The organism is Proteiniphilum sp. (genome assembly GCF_034927365.1).
Classification (GTDB): domain Bacteria; phylum Bacteroidota; class Bacteroidia; order Bacteroidales; family Dysgonomonadaceae; genus Proteiniphilum.
Genome location: NZ_JAYFQD010000005.1, coordinates 184,160 through 202,037, shown reverse-complemented (window position 1 = coordinate 202,037; position 17,878 = coordinate 184,160). Strand labels below are relative to the sequence as shown.

Here is a 17,878-nt window from a genome sequence, read left to right as displayed (position 1 = left end):
GATTTAAAACAGTATTCTATCTCGATCCATCAAGTTCAACCTTGATAGGATAGAAATTATAAGCATCGCAGCCTATACATATAGTAAATTATTTGTGTATTAGTTTCTATAACGTCACAAATATAGCGTATTACTCCGTCTCTTCATCGTCGGGATAGTAAGGTTTAGGTGGTTGAAGTGATGGAAATATCCTTCGTACATTTTCGGCAACACTATCAGCAAACTCCTCCATATTCATATTCAACGCCCTCGAAGTCTGCTGGTAAACCTGGCGGATAGGCATTTCTCCTTCATCGGTTTCACAGAAAAGGGAATCGATCGGGATCAATTGCATGGAATCGACATTGATATTGTCACCGATAGAAAAGAGGAATCCTTCCTTGACAAGCCGTAAGGTAAGCTCGGGCTTGCTCCGGTAGCCATGGATAACCCAGGGCTGGATAGGTTTCATCTCTCTTTTGATTTGTATTAATTCTTCCCACGCCTTCACACAGTGAATCACTACCGGCTTCTCCAATTTCTCAGACAGATCGATATGTTTCTTGAAAACAGGTATTTGCAGATCGAACGAAGGGCCTTTCAATCTGTCAAGGCCAGTTTCTCCTATAGCAATAATGCGTGGATTAGATGCTATTTCGGATAGATAAGCCATCTGGTTATCACTCTCCTCTGAGTACCAAGGATGGATTCCACACGAAAAGGCATGACGCGAATAAGACTCTTTGGCTACTTCAAATTCAAGGGGATAGACATCAAAGATACACGAGTGATAAGGGTCATCGCTATCCTCAAGAAAAATCTGATGGGTGTGTACGTCGTAAAATTCCATATTTTAATTGGCCTCTGCTTTCGTCTTTCGCTTTTTAGGCTTCGGGTCAGGTACGGGATCATACCCGGAACCTCCCCACGGATTGCAACTAATGATACGTTTAGCGGACAGATAAAAACCTCTAAAAGGCCCATGTTTTTTGAGCGCCTCTATCGTATATTGTGAACAGGTAGGTGTATAGCGGCAACTCGGTGGAGTGAGCGGAGAAATTGCAGCCCGATAAAAGTAAACCGGCAGAAGCAAAATCCACGTCAGTACGTTCTTAATTATTTTCAGCACTGTTTCTCTGTTCAATCCGGTGATTTAACTCTCTTAAAGCTTTACGTATCCCTTTCTCTACAGTAGCATAATCACATGTCTTATCAGCCACATTGATAAAAGCTACGTCCAAAGATTCATTTTCTTTCAATGCCCGGGAGAAAAACAGATGTTTATTAAGCCGGTAAGCCTCTCTTGCAAGCCGCTTCATCCGGTTACGGTCGACAGCCGACTTAATCCTCTTTTTAGGAATTGAAATCAGTACCGAAAGCGGTATTATACTGTCTAGTATTGTTTCCACATATACTACCCGAAAGGGGTACGCCATAAAAGATCGCCCTCGCTCAAAGAGGGACTCAATTCTTTTTTCGCCTGTTACCCGTTCCTTCTTCGTAAATCTGAATCGCTTTTCTTCGTCCATAATAAATGCAATCCTCCGAAAGCAATTATATCGACAAAGATAATTGTTTTTGGAATCAATCGTTACAGATTCGGGAAAAAATCAAGCCCAATGTTTATGGTTTTCTTTCAGAAAAGCGTCCAATGCTGCTGTCATGGAAGGATAATCGGGCTGGGGAGCTTCACAATCGAGTCTCAGACCCGCATCTACCACTGCTTTCGCCGTGGAATTCCCAAAACACCCTATAGCTGTATCTCCTTGCTTAAAGTCGGGAAAATTCTTCAATAATGATTGTATCCCCAATGGGCTAAAGAAGACAATCATATCATAATCAAATTTCTCATTCTTATCGAAATCATTACTTACCGTCCTGTACATTACACTCTTGGTATAATTTATCTTCTTCTGATCAAGGAAATTGGACACTTCATCATTATGCTCTTCCGGGACAGGGAATAGAAATTTTTCTTTACTATGTTTGGTAAAAGCATTGTTCAGACCATCAATCTTACCGGTTTGACTGAAAAAAATCTTTCTTTTTCTGTAGACAATGTATTTTTGCAGATAGAGTGCAACAGTCTCCGAGATACAAAAATATTTCATTGTCTCAGGGATTATTATTTTTAATTCCTCGCAGATGGAGAAAAATTTATCGACCGCTGTCCTCGCAGTAAAAACAACTGCCGTGAAATCAAGTATATTGATGCGCTGTTGGCGGAATTCTTTCAATGACACTCTCTCCACTTTTATCAGTGGATAAAAATGCATATCAACATGATACTTTTCCGCTATTTCATAATAGGGCGATTTTTCGCTACTCGGTTTAGGTTGTGATATGAGAATCTTCTTTACTTTCCGGGCGTTCATACAATGTTATCTCCTACAATAGTTATAGCAAAAAGCACCCCTTTATATAACAATAAATAAGGTGCAATTTCGGTCCCGCAAAGATAGACAAAAAAATAGAATGGATTGATTTTATTTTTAACAAAAATATTTAACAACCCGATGTAAATGACCAAACGACTAATAAAAAAGACTACCAGAAGTGCGATCAGTATAATATTTCTTATCTCGTGCAAATAAACATAAAAAACAGCCGGAAGGAAAATAGCAATTCCAAAGATCTCCATCATCCGGGTATAATAGGTTGCCCAACCCTTCATTTCATTTTGTAAAAAGAAGGTACCTATCAGTCTGTAACTTCCAATTTTCAGATAGATTAATATGGCAAGCACCAGAAAAATAACAATAAAAACAAGAGATTGTATCTTTGCAGGAAATACAGACAATCCTCTACTCCACAGCCAGGAGAAAAGAAAAATGGAGAAGAGTAGAATCGTCTGAAGAAGCAGATAGAACTCGCCCCAGGCCTCTGTTTTGGTCACCTGGCTCTTATGTACCGTGGTTGAATGTTTCCCAAAAGTAAGTACACTTTTAAAATTGCCTTTCAATGCAGTTCCTTCCCATCGAAAGATAAAAGTAAAAATCACAAAGCTAAAAAGAAAGAGCAGAAAAAAGACAGAGTCTATCCATGGAGAAGAGGGCATTGGCACACCCATGGTTCCCGTCGGAAAGGTGTGCGTAAACAGAGTTACCCCTTTCTCAAGATCCCAAAAAAACCCGGTACTGTCTGTAGGGAAAAAATCATACTGGCCGAAACTCATCAGTGATGACTCCGAAACGGCCTGCTCCACCTCTACCTTCAGATAATAAGGGAGGGTGTCACGAATAGTATCTGACTCCAGCACCATACTTCCAAAGCGACATAACATTAATCGTACTTGGTATAATCGGGATTCCAGTCGGGAATAGTTTGGATCAGGTCTATAGCTTCCTGCGGGGTAGTTGCCACCTGCCACAATTCCCGGTAGCTCTCCTTCATGAACTTTTCACTGATCATCCTCTCCAAAAAGGACAATAATGATTGGTAGTAGTTATTGATATTTAAAATAACCACAGGCCTTCGATACAATCCTAACTGTCTCCAGGTAATTATCTCAGCCAATTCTTCCAATGTCCCCACTCCGCCGGGAAGAGCAATTACGGCATCGGCCGATTTCACCATGGCCGCCTTCCTCTCATGGATAGTTTCGGTGATGATTGTCTCAGTCAGGTGGGCATGCCCCCAACCCGCATCGACCATGAATCGGGGAATAATCCCTTTCACCCTGCCTCCATTTTGCAGCACACCATCATTTAAAGCTCCCATCAACCCCTCTTTCCCTGCACCATTGATGCAAATAATTCCATTCTCAGCGAATAACTCTCCCAATTTCGATGCAGCATCAAAATAGATCGGGTCAATCTCTGTACTGGAAGCACAATAGACTACCACTTCCCTTTTTCCGTCTTCCATATTCTCTCTTTTAAAGTCAAGAACCAAGACTATTAGAATCAAGACTTCAAATCCTAAATCCCAAACTCTTTTTTTATCTTATCCACATAATCCAACTTCTCCCAGGTAAATAGTTCCACTTCAACCTGCACCGGTTCAGGCATGTAACGCGAATTGAACACTTTTTTCACCACTTTCGGCTCCCGACCCATATGACCGTAAGAGGCTGTCTCTCTATAAATCGGATTGCGGAGCTTCAAGCGTTGTTCAATAGCTTTTGGGCGTAAATCAAACAATATTCCGATTTTCATGGCAATTTCTCCATCCGAAAGACTTACATTACTCTTCCCAAAAGTATTGATATAAACGTTCATCGGTTCTGCGACACCAATAGCGTAGGAGACCTGGATCAATATCTCACGGGCAACACCTGCCGCCACCATATTCTTGGCGATGTGTCGTGCTGCATAAGCTGCCGAACGGTCTACCTTAGAAGGATCTTTTCCTGAGAAAGCACCACCTCCATGAGGAGCTTTTCCGCCGTAGGTATCAACAATTATCTTTCTACCGGTCAGTCCGGTATCTCCATGTGGACCACCGATCACAAATTTACCGGTAGGATTCACATAATAAGTGATATCACCCTCAAAAAGTTTATGCACATCTTTTCTCTTCCTGTATTGCGCTTGTACTCGCGGCACGAGAATTGACTTTACGTCTGATCTGATACGTGATTGCATTTTTCGGTCGGCCTCGAGTGCCGCTTCTTTCGTATTGTTTTTAGGAATTTCAAACTCATCGTGCTGCGTTGAGATCACAATGGTATCAATCCGCTGAGGTACCCCCTCTTCATTATATTCAATTGTCACCTGTGATTTGGCATCAGGGCGCAGATAGGGCATCAGGTCCGGTTCATTCTTCCGGATATTGGCCAACTCCTGCAACAAGGCATGACTCAAATCAAGTGGTAGAGGCATATAATTTTCTGTTTCATCGGTAGCATACCCGAACATCATTCCCTGGTCACCAGCGCCCTGATCCATGGGATCGACTTTCTGGTCCACGCCACGGTTGATGTCGTCCGACTGTTCATGTATACTGGAGAAAACGCCGCATGATTGCGCTTCAAAGCGATATTCGCTCTTGGTGTAACCGATATCCGCAATCACTCCACGTGCCACTTCAGCCACATCCACATAAGTATTCGACTTTACTTCACCGGCTAAAACAACTTGTCCGGTTGTCACTAAAGTTTCACACGCAACTTTTGAATCACGGTCATATGCTAAGAACTCATCAAGCAAAGCATCCGAAATCTGATCGGCTACTTTATCGGGGTGCCCTTCCGACACCGACTCGGAGGTAAAAAAATAATTCATCTTTAATCTGAAAATTAGAAGAACTGAAGCAATGAAGGAAAGGAAATGCAGTAAAGCGTTTTAGCATTTTTTTCTGTGGTTGCAAGCAGTTCAAATCTGTCCACACTCATAATTATCGGTTGCAAAGGTAGTAATAAAACAGTCAATGAGTTTCGAATAAAGGTTAAAATGTATTATCGGTTCTTTCTATGAGCATGAGAAGAGAAATAAAATAGCTATTTTTGGCATCAGTCCTGACAAAATATTTTGAAATTGCCCGTTATTTTTTTGCGTGACAAGGTGAAACGGTATTTTTTGTATATGAAAATCTATTTTTTTCGAGCTGTTATCTGGATATTCTTATTTGGAGCCATACAGTTGACAGCACAAGATATGGCCTACCCGGTAGAGGGTGACGGTGTACTCTCCTTCCTGCGTCGTTGGAACAGGGTTGGAGATTCATATGTACAGGAGTTCATGGAGATGAATGCCGATAGAATCAACGATCAGGGTGGGCTGGAATTGGGGACAGTGTATCTGATTCCCTCTCTTCATCCGGAAGATGAGTATTCACTTCCTGAAGCGATGGTAACCGAAGGAACCAATCCTATTATTTTCGGAAAAAAACTAAGTGATATCACACCCCAATCCAATCGGTTGAAAAACGCCTGCTTTTATATCATCAGCGGGCATGGAGGTCCCGATCCTGGGGCGATAGCACGCATGGGCAACAGGCAGTTGCACGAAGATGAATATGCATACGATATCACTCTGCGTCTTACACGCAACCTGATGATGGACGGTGCTACGGTATATGTGATCATTCAGGATCCTAACGACGGCATCCGGGATGAGATGTATCTGAACAACAGCAACAACGAGACCTGCATGGGGGACCCCATCCCTCGTGATCAACTTGAACGATTAAAGCAACGGGTGGATAAAGTTAACAGATTATATGAACGTGATAAGAAAAAATATGATTACATCCGTGCTATCGATATCCATGTAGACAGCCGTAACAAGGGAAAAAGAATCGATGTTTTTTTCTATCATTCAAACGACAAACAATCCAAATTATTGGCGACTACAATGCGGGATTTCTTCCGGATGAAATACGACACTCATCAGCCGGGCAGAGGATTTGGAGGATTTGTGGAACAGCGGAACCTCTATATACTCCGTCAACTTGAACCACCTTCCATTTTAGTAGAAACAGGAAATATTCAAAACGAATTCGATCGTAAGCGCATTCTTTCGGTTAATAACCGCCAGGCGCTGGCCAATTGGATGGCACAGGCTTTTTTTGAAGACTATAAGAAATCGGTAAAGAAATAAGTCAACAGATACAATGAGAAAGTTATTCAATCTATTTATCCTTCTTCTGTTTTTCACCCTCATTACACAAAGTTGCGGAAACAATAGAGAGTCTGTCAAAGGAGCTCTTACATCAGTTTCTGAAACTCAAGATATCTATGATATCAGTCTAACTGATATGCGCGTTCGCGATCCGTTTATATTGGTGGACAAGAAAAACAAGGCATATTATATGCATGTAAACGGAAACAAAAAGGTGAAACTGTATAAGAGTAAAAACCTGTCGATGTGGAAAGAGATGGAAGTCGCTTTTTCCCCGGATAATGAGTTCTGGGGAAAATCCGATTTCTGGGCACCCGACGTATATCACTACAAAAACAGATATTACCTTTTCATCACACTTAGTGCACCGGGCATTAAACGCGGTACATCCATTCTTGTTGCCGACACACCTGAAGGTCCCTTTATACCTTTGGTAAACAGAGCTGTAACACCCGCGGACTGGATGAGCCTTGACGGAGCGCTCTACATTGACAGAGATGACACTCCATGGATAATCTATTGTCACGAGTGGCTCGAAGTTGGAGACGGAGAAGTGATTGTCCAACAACTCAAGGCAGATCTCACCGAAACTGTAGGAGAACCCAAAGTTTTATTCAAAGCTTCAGAAGCGCCATGGGTAGGTGATATTTCCTCGGCCAATACTACAGGTAAAGTAACGGATGCACCTTTTATTTATAAATTGGACGATGGACAACTAATAATGCTATGGTCAAGTTTCAATAAGAACGGAAGATATTGTATTGGCCAGGCAATTTCTAAATCGGGCGATCTATTGGGACCATGGATACAGGAATCGGAACCTCTGAATAAGGATGATGGTGGCCATGCTATGCTGTTTAAAGACCTGAATGGTCGTTTGATGATTTCTTATCATGCACCCAATAGTAAATCTGAAACACCTGTCATTAAGCAGGTGTATATAAACAACGGCAAAGTAGTTATACCTGAATAATCAAAGAAGAAATGAAACGCTGTATCCTGCTTACGACATAAAAAACAATAAAAAATGAAAAAGATCTACACATTCCTTCTTCCAGTACTTCTATTTGCACTATTGAATTGTGCTAATGCCAATCCCAAAGAATCGGACAACAACGATTCGGACAAAGAACCATCATGGGGCACTGCCGCTGAAATAAACAAACGGCTGGGCAAGGGAATGAATATCGGCAACACCTTCGAGGCAATGTCTTCATGGCAGTCACCTTTCGATCCGGAAGATTTCAAACGAATTGCTTCTCTTGGGTTTAATCATGTAAGGATCCCCATACGATGGGAAAGAGAGGACCGAAGCAACCCTTCGACACCCTACTCCATTCATCCTGAATTCATGGAGACTATCCGGTCAGTCGTAGATGAAGCATTGAAAAACAAATTGCATATAGTAATCAATATGCATCATCATGACGCACTCTATGCTGATCCGGCAGGGCAGAAAGCACGTTTTCTGTCACAATGGCAACAGATTGCCGATTATTTCAAAGAGTATCCGGACAGCCTGTTATTCGAAATCATGAATGAGCCACATGACAACCTTACTGCCGATCTGTGGAATGACTACTCAAAAGAGGCCTTGCAAGTGATCCGGAAAAGCAATTCCAAACGTTGTGTATTGTTGGGTGTCGCCGAATGGGGAGGGGTCAGTGCGTTACAGAAACTCGATATACCCAACGATCCGAACCTTATCCTAACTATTCATTATTATAATCCCTTTCATTTTACCCATCAGGCAGCAGAATGGGTGGAAGGGTCGGAAGCATGGCTTGGGACAGGATGGCACGACACAGAATCGGAACGCAAAGCCATCCAGGAAGATTTCAAGATTGCAAAAAAGATAGCCCGGGAAAAGAATATCCCCATCCATATTGGGGAATTCGGTGCATTCTCAAGAGCAGATATGGAATCGCGCATCCGCTGGACACAATATCTGGCGCGTTGGTTTGAGCAACAGGGATTCAGTTGGGCGTACTGGGAATGGAATGGCAGTTTCGGTATTTTTGACCCGAAAACGAGCACTTACCATACCGAACTTGCAGATGCCCTACTTAAGAGCCCTATTCCAAAACCACTCACACCTGCCTATACAACCATCTATTCATCAAACTTCAGCAAAGGCAATGACGGGTGGCACCTGTATAACAATGATACATCGGCATCCTCTTCTACTGCTATTTCTGACAATAGGATAAAACTCACTATCACTAAACCGGGCAAGGCTCAGTGGCATATTCAATTAATCAAAGACGGGATCAATGTGGAACAAGGAAAGACATATTTAATACGCTTTCATATCTCTTCCCCGGGCAGTGACGAAAAAAATATCGGTTTGAATATTTCCAAATCTTCCGACCCGTGGACAAGCTATGCTGAAAAAGCATTCACTATTGATAAAGAAGATACAGAATACGAATTGATGTTTACAGCTACACAGTCCGATGCCCGGGCACGAATCGTATTCTCAATAGGAGATAATGGAACAACAGACATGATTTTACATACTATCCAATGGATGGAGGTAGAGTTTTAATAGAATCGTTATAAAATATTTTTCGTTTCCAATATCACTTCCAGATTCATTCCATCAACCAGATGGATGGTCTGGAAACCCAGTTGTTGCGCTGTCTCGATATTGGCATAATTATCATCAATAAAAAGGGACTCTTCGGCTTGTATCCCGTAACGATTCAACAAGATACTGTAAAGTTGTGGATCTGGTTTTACAATTTTCTCCTCACCTGAAACAACCATTCCATCCAAATAATTAAAAAAATCGTACCGTGCCATGGCAATAGGGATTGTTTCCTTTGACCAGTTGGTGAGTCCATACACTTTATACTTTTCTTTCAACGGTTCAATCAATTTCTCATTTTCTTTGATGGTTCCTCCTAGCATCTCAGCCCATCGTCCATAATACATGCCTATTTCTTCTCTATATTCGGGGTATTGTTCCTGCAGAATCCGGGTTGCTTCAGACAAAGGTCGACCCGCATCCTGTAATACATTCCATTCGTAACGACACACATGCTCCAGAAAATAATTCATTTCCTCTTCCTTGTCGAAAATCTTCCGGTAAAGATAAACCGGATTCCAATCTATCAATACTCCACCGAAATCAAAAACAATATTTTTTAATAGCTCCATTGATTGTCCTTATTATTTATGCGTTAAGATCAAACTAATTCCTTACAAACTTTAAAGGTACGATTTTTTTTTGTTTCAACGATTTTATTTACTTTTGCTTTCTATATATGTTACAATACAGTGTGTTTACTATGGCATACAAGAATAACGATTGGTTAAAAGTAGCTTCACTCGCAATCATATCACTTATTTTGGCCGCATGCGGTGCAGGAAGAACACCTGTCTCCATAAACAAAACATCCACAACACTACAGGACGATATCATTCAATATGGAAGGCAATACCTCGGCAAGCCATACAGGTATGCAGGGAAGGGTCCTAACGGTTTCGACTGCTCGGGCTACACTTCTTTCGTGTTCAGGAAATTCGGATATAGGTTAGATACCAGTTCGTCAGGGCAAGACAGACAAATCCCCACTATTGCCCGAAGAGAAGATCTCCGCAAGGGAGACCTTGTTTTTTTTGAAGGTCGAAGGCAAAGCGGGATAGTCGGACATGTAGGAATAGTGACAGAAGTTTTCTCCAACGGACATTTTAAATTTATACACTCTTCTACAACCAGTGGAGTAATTATATCTTCTTCCAGGGAACCCTACTACGCATCCCGTTATTTACGTGGAGGAAGAGTGTTGGAAGAAAATGCATCATATGTGACACGAGGGAACCTTTCAGCCAACAAGAAACAATTACCAACCTACTTTGCCTCAACCAATAAAGAACCTGTCCAACCTAAAATTCCGGAAGTTACTTCCGGTGAAACAACAGAATCGACTATTATATCAAAGCAGGCTTTAAACCAAAGTGGGAATGAGAATGGACTTGTCATTCTTGTACAAACCGATCCTCAAAAAAATCCTCCACTTGCTAATGACCAATCAACTACGAACCGGAAAAAAGAGGCAAAAGATACCCTTCTACAAACAAAAAGTGAGATGGTCCTGAGAGATGAAGATAACTCTATAATCCCAGCCCCTCCCAAAAGCCACACAGTCCAATCCGGTGAAACTCTTTATTCCATATCGCGGCATTACGGATGTACGGTGGAGCAATTAAAAGCCTGGAATCCGCAACTAAAAGCTGTATTGAAACCCGGTGAAGCCCTGCTCGTCTATACGATTCGACCTGAATAGAACCTGATTACACCACATAAACAACGGATTTTCGACATCTTTTGTGTATTTTTGTCGCTCATTACAAATCCGCTCTTTTTGTAATACCGGACAAGTATACATCAAACGAAAACAAACATAATAATATGATAACGACAGACCAACTAAAAGATGTGTTGGAGCGCGAGAACGCGCTGAGGGGGTATCTTTGACGTCGATGCAAAGCGTATCCAATTAGAAGAAGAAGAATTACGCACTCAATCACCCGATTTCTGGAACGATGCCAAAGCGGCAGAACAGCAGATGAAGGTAGTACGTGAACTGAAATACTGGATCAATGCTTATCAGGAAGTAAAATCTGCAGCTGAAGAGCTACAATTGGCATTCGATTTTGCCAAGGAAGAGATTGTATCTGAAGAGGAGGTTGACGCCAGTTATACCCATGTGATTCAACTGATAGAGGAACTTGAACTAAAAAATATGCTCCGTCGCGAGGAAGATCAGTTAGGTGCGGTATTGAAGATCAATGCTGGTGCCGGCGGGACGGAGAGTCAGGACTGGGCTTCCATGCTCTTCCGGATGTATCAGCGGTGGTGTGAGGGTAAAAACTATAAAACTACCGTTACCAACTGGCAGGATGGCGATGATGCCGGCATCAAGACTGCCACCCTCCAGGTGGAAGGCGACTTGGCCTACGGCTTTCTGAAAAGTGAGAACGGGGTACACAGGTTAGTTCGGGTATCCCCTTTCAATGCACAAGGGAAACGAATGACTTCCTTTGCATCGGTGTTTGTGGTACCGCTGGTTGACGACACCATTGAGATAGAAGTGAACCCGGCCAACCTGAGTTGGGATACTTTCCGTTCGTCGGGAGCAGGCGGACAGAACGTAAATAAAGTGGAGACAGGTGTACGCCTGCATTATCAATACAAAGATCCTGATACGGGCGAAGAACAGGAAATAGTGATCGAGAATACCGAAAGCCGTTCACAGATGGGTAACCGTGAGAATGCGCTGCGTTTGCTTAAATCGCAACTCTACGAGATAGAGCTGGAGAAACGCCGTGCGGCACAAGCAATCATTGAAGCCGGTAAGAAAAAAATAGAATGGGGTTCGCAGATCCGGAGTTACGTATTTGATGATCGCCGTGTTAAAGACCATCGTACCAATTATCAGACATCAAATGTGACAGGTGTAATGGATGGTGACCTGGATGAATTTATCAAAGCTTATTTAATGGAATTTGGAGGCGAAGCATAATGCCAGACAGAAAGAACCAATACCAGCGTTTCGTCCTTTTAGGGTTGATCCTGCTTTTGTCCGTCATCATTTTCAAACAGTTACACCCCTATCTGGGTGGTTTTCTGGGTGCTTTCACGCTTTTCATCCTACTGAGAGGATTTATGATAAAGCTTGTAGAAAAGTATCACTGGAAAAAAGGATTGAGTGCCTCCGTCATTGTATTGGGCACTACCATATTCATCCTGATCCCGCTCACCGGCTTTGGTTTTCTTGCAGCCGACACCATCTCGGGAATAAGTATAGATCCAGCTCAGATCATGAGAAGCATGAGAGAATTCTCGGAAAATATTGATGAACGTTTTGGGATCACCCTGTTTACTCCGGAGAACCTATCGTTTGTTCCCCGTGCAGGATCCTCTATCATGCAGACACTGGTATCAGGAGTAAGTTCAATGGTTATCAACAGTATCATTGCCATCTTCCTGCTCTATTTCATGCTGGCAAGCTACCAGTCATTGGAAAGGGCTACCAACGAGATGCTCCCTTTCAGCCATGAGAATAAACATATCCTCCGCGAGGAAACCAAGTCGATTATCCAGGCAAATGCTATTGGTATTCCAGTGGTTGCCATAACGCAGGGAATACTTGCCTATGTGGGATATCTTTCCTTTGGTGTAAGCAACCCCCTTGTATATGCCGTATTAGTGGCTTGTACCACCATTATTCCCGTAGTTGGAACTTCGTTAGTATGGGCACCCATCGGTATCTCAGCCCTGGCTCAAGGTGACATAGTAAAAGGAATTCTGCTCCTGAGTTACGGGTTACTTATTATCGGCGGATCTGATACCATCCTCAGGTTTGTGTTGCAGAAAAGATTGGCCAATATTCATCCGTTGATCACTTTTTTCGGTGTGATCATGGGACTTGCGATGTTTGGATTCTGGGGTATCATCTTCGGCCCGTTACTCATCTCCTTACTATTACTCTTTTTCAATATGTATCGCCATGATTTCATTCCCGGATCAACGGCACAACCACGTATCACTACCAAGGAGGGTGGTAAAAGCGGACTCCTTTTTCGGAAAAGAAAGGTAAAGTAATTCAAACTGGTCCCCTTATCGTCCGCTTTCTAACGATAAACCAAAAAGAGCAAAATCATATTTCACCGGATCGAAAGGGTCGAGAAGCCGGAGGTTTTCGGTTAGCTCAAGCGCTGTTTTCCAATCGGTCTGCTTTCGCGTAATCAGTCCCAAACGGCGCGCTGTACGGTCTACATGCAGATCGATCGGACAGATCAATGCATTCTGCGGAATTCTCTTCCAAATTCCGAAATCTACCCCTCTGTCATCACTCCTTACCATCCAGCGCATGAACATATTGATCCTTTTACAAGCTGAATTACGAAGGGGAGTAGCAACATGTTTCCGGGTCCGATGTGGAGCGGCAGGGTCATCGAAAAAAGTCTGTTCAAAACGAATCAACGAATCTTCCATTGAATGAAAAACTCCCCTGTCCAGAAATGCATCCTCCAAGGTCGCATAACTAGCATAGTGCCGATGAAGAAAATCCACAAAATAGAGCAGGTCGGTATCGTTGAAAGTACGATGTGTAAAGCCGAGCAACCCTTTTAAATCATCCTCTCCATGCTCCCTGATAAAACGCAAAGGTTCGCCTCCGAATCTTTGCACCAGTTCCCGGCATTTCGAGATAATTGTTTTTCTCTGCCCCCATGCCAACATGGCTGCAAAAAAGCCCATGATTTCACGGTCTTCCCTACCTGAAAATAAATGAGGGATAGATATCGGATCATTTTCTATAAATGTAATATTATTATATCGATCCACCTTTTCATCTAAAAAACTCTTCATACATTATATCTATTTTCACAAATAATTGGTACAAAATTACGTCTATTCCTTAAAAAACCTTACATTTGCAGGAACGATTTCACTAAATTAATTCGTATTCATGAATAGTGCACCCTACTCTTTCCAACCTATACTGAAGAGCAGTCTTCTATTTATCTTTTGTTTCCTCTTAGATACTGTTTCAGGTCAAATCAGTTACGGAGATAAACCGCTTCCGTTACATGCGGGAATAGGAGCAAGGTCTGTGGGTCGAACAACAGATCTCTTTGTAGAAATGCCGGCATTCGACGCTCAGGCAGCATTACGTCAATCCCTGCAGGATCAGACAGATCTCAAAAGCCTTGAGTTTGCACGTAAGTTTCATTCTTTCCTTCGACCCGATAATACAGGTGTCTCCTTTATTGCCAATAACATGAAAGTGTGGCGTGTGGGAATTCGTTCAAAAGGCGCCTATTCATTGAATATCCTCTTTTCAAAATTCAGATTGCCACCCGGAGCACAACTGTTCGTCTATAATTCCGACCAATCGGAAATTTTAGGTTCATATACCGAAAAGAATAATTCTGAGTTAAATATCCTTCCGGTACAGCCTATCGGAGGAGATGAATTGATCGTGGAATATCAGGAACCATTTGAAGTAGCATTCAACGGTGAAATTGAGATTGGCGAAGTAAATCACGATTTCGTAGGTATTTTCAAGGCTAGAGAGCCTCAAGATCCGGCACAGAGTTGTCATCCAAATCTGGTCTGTTATCCTGAAGATATTCAACCCGGAAGCGGTGTAGTGGGATTGATCATCAACGGGACGACCTACTGTACCGGTGCACTGGTAAACAATACAGCAGAAGATGGAACCCCTTACCTACTGACGGCTACCCACTGTCTTAATGACAATTATAGTACTAGTTTCCTTGCCAATAGAAAGTACGATATGGTAGCCGGTAGCATTGTTGCATTTTTCAATTACAATTCACCACTGTGTGATGGTATTACCGTCAATAACAGAATGACCGATATCCGGGGTCCATTACAGATGACGATGGCTTCGGCAGACTCAGTGTTGATCAGCGAAAGACATGATATATCCCTACTAAGACTGAAAGATATTCCTCCGGCGGAATACCAACCCTACTACCTGGGTTGGAATAGCAATTCCAATGCTTCTTCAGAAACTCCATTTCACGGGATACATCACCCCAATGGAGGAATCAAGAAAGTAGCCATTGAGGAAGACCGGATAAGATTTCGTTCACTTGAGATCCGGGAAATCAAGTCAGACTGGGAACCCGAATCCTTTTGGGAAGTGAGTGCATGGAATATCGCATCTACCGAGGGGGGATCTTCAGGATCACCGCTTCTCGACAGAAGAAAAAGAATAATAGGGACCTTAACCGGAGGTAGTTCAACCTGTTCATCACCAAGGGGTCCCGACTATTACGCTTCACTTTGTAAGTTCTGGGATACAGAAAGTTCACTGGATAATCCAAACCCAATCAGCTATTATCTCGCTCCGGAAGGCTCAGAAGCCACCCAGATAGATGGGTTTAATCCTTATGTGTCCCAACCCTATACAAGAGGCTTTAATTTCAAACCGGAAGACAAACCGGTGAAATATTATTTTCAATCGGTGCCCCTTTTCGAGACCAATAATACTTTCGGGTATACGGAATTTGCAGAACAGTTCCAGGCTAAAACCAATGTACAATTACAGGGTGTTTTTATCTCTTCCCCGGCAGTCAGCAATATCTCTGATATGAACCTTCGAATCAGGGTTTACTCGGGGGAAAACGGGCCGGCGCGTCTCCTCTATGAACAGCCCTTTAATTACAGCTACCGATATTTCTCCAATCCTGCATTTCCGGTTGCTCCTCGAGATATGGGATTCAATGTAGAGAACTATATCCGGTTTAATGAACCTATAACTGTCTCAGGACCATTCTATATTGCCTATTACGACGCATCGGGTATACCATCAGGCTTTTCAGTATTCAACGCCGAACCCAGAAAGATAGGATCGGAATTTGTCTCCACGACATGGATGAAAAACGGATTGGGATGGGTGAAATCGTCTGAAAACATTGAGAATCCAGTCAATACATCTTTACTGATTTCACCTTATGTGATTGGGAATGCATCTATATCGGTCGAGTCTGAAAAAGAACAACCTAAACTGGTGGTCTATCATTCTAACGAGGTCAAACGAATATTCATCGAATCAAACTACGATCTGATTGAGTGGGAAATCTTCTATTCGTCAGGAATCAAAATCCATCATGAGACAACTGACATAAGTATGAACAGGGCATCCTATTCATCATTGCATCTACCCAAGGGAGTCTATATCGTGAGGGTTAAAACCGTAAACGGCACGGTTTTTACGAAAAAAGTAGTGGTGACATAATTATTCGAGGGGAGATGTTTCCCCTCCTTCCTCCACTTCAAGTTCCATTCCAGACAATTCTGTTTCAACACCTTCACCGGTTTCGGAAATATCTTCCGATTCATCCTGTATATTATTTTTTTCGACTTTTTTGAGTTGATCCTTCAAATAAGAGGAGATTATATTACTCCCTTCCGATGATGATTCAGCGCGGGTATATTCGTTGTTTTGAGGTTCTGGCTTCGGTTGAGGAGCCGGCACAGCTTTCTTCCCTACAATTAACTGTTTTCCGATGCTAAGTTTATTAGAGGTGAGGCTATTCCACGATTTGAGCTTTGCTACAGTCGTTTTGTTCTTTCGGGCAATGGTGGAGAGGTTATCCCCATTTTTCACCCTGTAATAGACATTGGCAGTATTTCCACCCGATACGGATGAAGCGGATCCATCCAAATATTTTTCTGTACTGGCTCTATGTGTAAAATACCGACCTTTATCAAAATTGACGATGGTATCGTTCTTATCAATAAAAGCATACATCTTTTCTGATGGCAGCACCAGCGCATGTGATTTGAAATCTCCCGGTATCACGTTACGCCTGAATTGGGGATTCAATCGTTGCAACTCCTCAAGTGGAATATTCAGAACTCCTGTAATCTGCTCCAGATGTATCCTTTCATTCACATGTACCGTATCAAGCGCAACTGTCAGGGAAGAAGAATGGGCTGGGCAGATATTATGATCGGCATAATGATTCATAATATAGTTAGCTGCTATAAAAGCAGGTACATATCCTCTTGTTTCCCGCGGTAAACTGTAATAAATTTCCCAATAATCACGTTTTCCTCCATTCCGTGCAATCGCTTTGTTTACATTTCCCGGTCCACAGTTGTAAGCGGCTATCACCAAATTCCAGTCACCATAGATGGCATACAGATCTTTCAGATAATTCACGGCTGCATCGGTCGATTTATAAGGATCACGTCTCTCATCTACCAAACTGTTTACTTCTAACCCATAGCCTTTTCCCGTCTGCAACATAAATTGCCATAAGCCGGTTGCACCGGCACGGGAGACTGCCGCCGGATTTAGTGCAGACTCGATTACAGGTAAATATTTCAGTTCGAGAGGTAGTCCATATCTATCAAGAGCCTGTTCAAACATGGGAAAGTAGTAATCTCCCAATGCTAGCATATAGCTGACCTGATCTCTTTTCCGAACAGCATACATCTCTATATAGCTTCTTACTACACTGTTGTAGGAAAGTTCCATCTCCGAAGGTAGGTTATGCAGCCTTTTTAAATAAACTGAATCCTGAAAAGTAACATTCTCTCCCCTTCTGCAATCGATATCTGCATTCGAGAGGTCGAGCTGCCAATTACGCAACAGGTCGCTCAGATTCTCCGTCATGCTTTCCGGATAAACAATCGCACTATCCTGAATGGTTTCCGCACCTGTGGGTAGAGCTTCCTGAGCTATAAGCCCCAACACGGCCCAGACAGTTATCAGTCCAATTAAAATAGTCCTCTTCATACTAATAAATTCCCCCTCCCAGAAGAATGAGGGATACTTTTTTAC

General features: G+C 42.5%; 17 protein-coding genes. 7 read left to right on the top strand and 10 right to left on the bottom strand.

From position 1 onward, the window contains the following. Positions 1-130: 130 nt before the first annotated feature. The 7 genes from VB073_RS02945 to metK form a co-directional block, all read right to left on the bottom strand. Positions 131-829 (bottom strand): TatD family hydrolase, encoded by a 699-nt coding sequence (locus tag VB073_RS02945; protein ID WP_323402651.1) that lies wholly within the window; start codon positions 827-829, stop codon positions 131-133. 3 nt (positions 830-832) lie between these two features. Continuing rightward, positions 833-1,096 carry a membrane protein insertion efficiency factor YidD gene (yidD, locus tag VB073_RS02940; RefSeq protein ID WP_323402711.1) on the bottom strand — a complete coding sequence of 88 codons (264 nt, stop codon included), beginning with the start codon at positions 1,094-1,096 and terminating at the stop codon, positions 833-835. Continuing rightward, positions 1,092-1,508: a ribonuclease P protein component gene (locus VB073_RS02935; RefSeq protein ID WP_323402650.1), complete on the bottom strand. Its 417-nt coding sequence runs from the start codon at positions 1,506-1,508 to the stop codon at positions 1,092-1,094. Before VB073_RS02935 ends, yidD begins: the two co-directional genes overlap by 5 nt. 81 nt (positions 1,509-1,589) lie before the next feature. Then, positions 1,590-2,354 (bottom strand): uroporphyrinogen-III synthase, encoded by a 765-nt coding sequence (locus VB073_RS02930; RefSeq protein WP_323402649.1) that lies wholly within the window; start codon positions 2,352-2,354, stop codon positions 1,590-1,592. Continuing rightward, positions 2,351-3,262, bottom strand: coding sequence for a DUF4271 domain-containing protein (locus VB073_RS02925; RefSeq protein ID WP_323402648.1), 912 nt, complete (start codon positions 3,260-3,262; stop codon positions 2,351-2,353). Before VB073_RS02925 ends, VB073_RS02930 begins: the two co-directional genes overlap by 4 nt. Then, positions 3,262-3,846 carry a TIGR00730 family Rossman fold protein gene (locus tag VB073_RS02920; protein WP_323402647.1) on the bottom strand — a complete coding sequence of 195 codons (585 nt, stop codon included), beginning with the start codon at positions 3,844-3,846 and terminating at the stop codon, positions 3,262-3,264. The genes VB073_RS02925 and VB073_RS02920 overlap by 1 nt, the downstream gene beginning before the upstream one ends. Positions 3,847-3,899: 53 nt before the next feature. Then, entirely contained in the window at positions 3,900-5,204 is a 1,305-nt protein-coding gene (gene metK / locus VB073_RS02915; RefSeq protein WP_323402646.1) for a methionine adenosyltransferase, read from the bottom strand. A gap of 300 nt (positions 5,205-5,504) precedes the next feature. On the opposite strand from metK, the gene VB073_RS02910 reads away from it, so the two are divergent. The 3 genes from VB073_RS02910 to VB073_RS02900 are packed head-to-tail and all read left to right on the top strand — an operon-like array spanning position 5,505 to position 9,090. Further along, positions 5,505-6,521, top strand: a complete 1,017-nt coding sequence (locus VB073_RS02910; protein WP_323402645.1) for an N-acetylmuramoyl-L-alanine amidase — start codon at positions 5,505-5,507, stop codon at positions 6,519-6,521. A 13-nt stretch (positions 6,522-6,534) separates the two neighbouring features. Further along, entirely contained in the window at positions 6,535-7,515 is a 981-nt protein-coding gene (locus VB073_RS02905; RefSeq protein ID WP_323402644.1) for a glycoside hydrolase family 43 protein, read from the top strand. Between the two features lie 54 nt (positions 7,516-7,569). Next, positions 7,570-9,090, top strand: coding sequence for a cellulase family glycosylhydrolase (locus VB073_RS02900; protein WP_323402643.1), 1,521 nt, complete (start codon positions 7,570-7,572; stop codon positions 9,088-9,090). Positions 9,091-9,098: 8 nt separating this feature from the next. Here VB073_RS02900 and VB073_RS02895 read toward each other — a convergent pair whose 3' ends face one another. Next, positions 9,099-9,704: an HAD family phosphatase gene (locus VB073_RS02895; RefSeq protein ID WP_323402642.1), complete on the bottom strand. Its 606-nt coding sequence runs from the start codon at positions 9,702-9,704 to the stop codon at positions 9,099-9,101. A 131-nt stretch (positions 9,705-9,835) separates the two neighbouring features. On the opposite strand from VB073_RS02895, the gene VB073_RS02890 reads away from it, so the two are divergent. The 3 genes from VB073_RS02890 to VB073_RS02880 all read left to right on the top strand — a co-directional run bounded on the left by VB073_RS02890 (position 9,836) and on the right by VB073_RS02880 (position 13,155). Next, positions 9,836-10,834: a C40 family peptidase gene (locus tag VB073_RS02890; RefSeq protein WP_323402641.1), complete on the top strand. Its 999-nt coding sequence runs from the start codon at positions 9,836-9,838 to the stop codon at positions 10,832-10,834. A gap of 125 nt (positions 10,835-10,959) precedes the next feature. Then, positions 10,960-12,073, top strand: a protein-coding gene (prfB, locus tag VB073_RS02885) for a peptide chain release factor 2 (RefSeq protein ID WP_323402640.1) whose coding sequence is annotated in 2 segments (ribosomal slippage) — positions 10,960-11,022 and positions 11,024-12,073 — 1,113 coding nt in all. Because the reading frame shifts where the segments join, the coding sequence is not laid out codon by codon here. Then, entirely contained in the window at positions 12,073-13,155 is a 1,083-nt protein-coding gene (locus VB073_RS02880; protein WP_323402639.1) for an AI-2E family transporter, read from the top strand. Before prfB ends, VB073_RS02880 begins: the two co-directional genes overlap by 1 nt. 15 nt (positions 13,156-13,170) lie before the next feature. On the opposite strand, the gene VB073_RS02875 is transcribed toward VB073_RS02880, so the two are convergent. Next, positions 13,171-13,923: a TIGR02757 family protein gene (locus VB073_RS02875; protein WP_323402638.1), complete on the bottom strand. Its 753-nt coding sequence runs from the start codon at positions 13,921-13,923 to the stop codon at positions 13,171-13,173. A 100-nt stretch (positions 13,924-14,023) separates the two neighbouring features. Between VB073_RS02875 and VB073_RS02870 the strand changes: the two genes are divergently transcribed. Next, the gene (locus tag VB073_RS02870; RefSeq protein ID WP_323402637.1) at positions 14,024-16,324 is read left to right on the top strand and encodes a T9SS type A sorting domain-containing protein; all 2,301 of its coding nucleotides are present in this window, start codon (positions 14,024-14,026) and stop codon (positions 16,322-16,324) included. Here VB073_RS02870 and VB073_RS02865 read toward each other — a convergent pair whose 3' ends face one another. Beyond that, positions 16,325-17,833, bottom strand: a complete 1,509-nt coding sequence (locus VB073_RS02865; RefSeq protein ID WP_323402636.1) for a lytic transglycosylase domain-containing protein — start codon at positions 17,831-17,833, stop codon at positions 16,325-16,327. Positions 17,834-17,878 lie beyond the last annotated feature (45 nt).

Bases quoted from the DNA above. Each gene is read 5' to 3' on its own strand.
- VB073_RS02880 (WP_323402639.1), top strand. From the start codon at position 12,073: ATGCCAGACAGAAAGAACCAATACCAGCGTTTCGTCCTTTTAGGGTTG.
- VB073_RS02870 (WP_323402637.1), top strand. From the start codon at position 14,024: ATGAATAGTGCACCCTACTCTTTCCAACCTATACTGAAGAGCAGTCTT.
- VB073_RS02910 (WP_323402645.1), top strand. From the start codon at position 5,505: ATGAAAATCTATTTTTTTCGAGCTGTTATCTGGATATTCTTATTTGGA.
- VB073_RS02900 (WP_323402643.1), top strand. From the start codon at position 7,570: ATGAAAAAGATCTACACATTCCTTCTTCCAGTACTTCTATTTGCACTA.
- VB073_RS02935 (WP_323402650.1), bottom strand. From the start codon at position 1,508: ATGGACGAAGAAAAGCGATTCAGATTTACGAAGAAGGAACGGGTAACA.
- VB073_RS02890 (WP_323402641.1), top strand. From the start codon at position 9,836: ATGGCATACAAGAATAACGATTGGTTAAAAGTAGCTTCACTCGCAATC.
- VB073_RS02905 (WP_323402644.1), top strand. From the start codon at position 6,535: ATGAGAAAGTTATTCAATCTATTTATCCTTCTTCTGTTTTTCACCCTC.
- VB073_RS02945 (WP_323402651.1), bottom strand. From the start codon at position 829: ATGGAATTTTACGACGTACACACCCATCAGATTTTTCTTGAGGATAGC.
- metK (WP_323402646.1), bottom strand. From the start codon at position 5,204: ATGAATTATTTTTTTACCTCCGAGTCGGTGTCGGAAGGGCACCCCGAT.
- VB073_RS02925 (WP_323402648.1), bottom strand. From the start codon at position 3,262: ATGTTATGTCGCTTTGGAAGTATGGTGCTGGAGTCAGATACTATTCGT.
- VB073_RS02895 (WP_323402642.1), bottom strand. From the start codon at position 9,704: ATGGAGCTATTAAAAAATATTGTTTTTGATTTCGGTGGAGTATTGATA.
- VB073_RS02920 (WP_323402647.1), bottom strand. From the start codon at position 3,846: ATGGAAGACGGAAAAAGGGAAGTGGTAGTCTATTGTGCTTCCAGTACA.
- VB073_RS02930 (WP_323402649.1), bottom strand. From the start codon at position 2,354: ATGAACGCCCGGAAAGTAAAGAAGATTCTCATATCACAACCTAAACCG.
- VB073_RS02875 (WP_323402638.1), bottom strand. From the start codon at position 13,923: ATGAAGAGTTTTTTAGATGAAAAGGTGGATCGATATAATAATATTACA.
- VB073_RS02865 (WP_323402636.1), bottom strand. From the start codon at position 17,833: ATGAAGAGGACTATTTTAATTGGACTGATAACTGTCTGGGCCGTGTTG.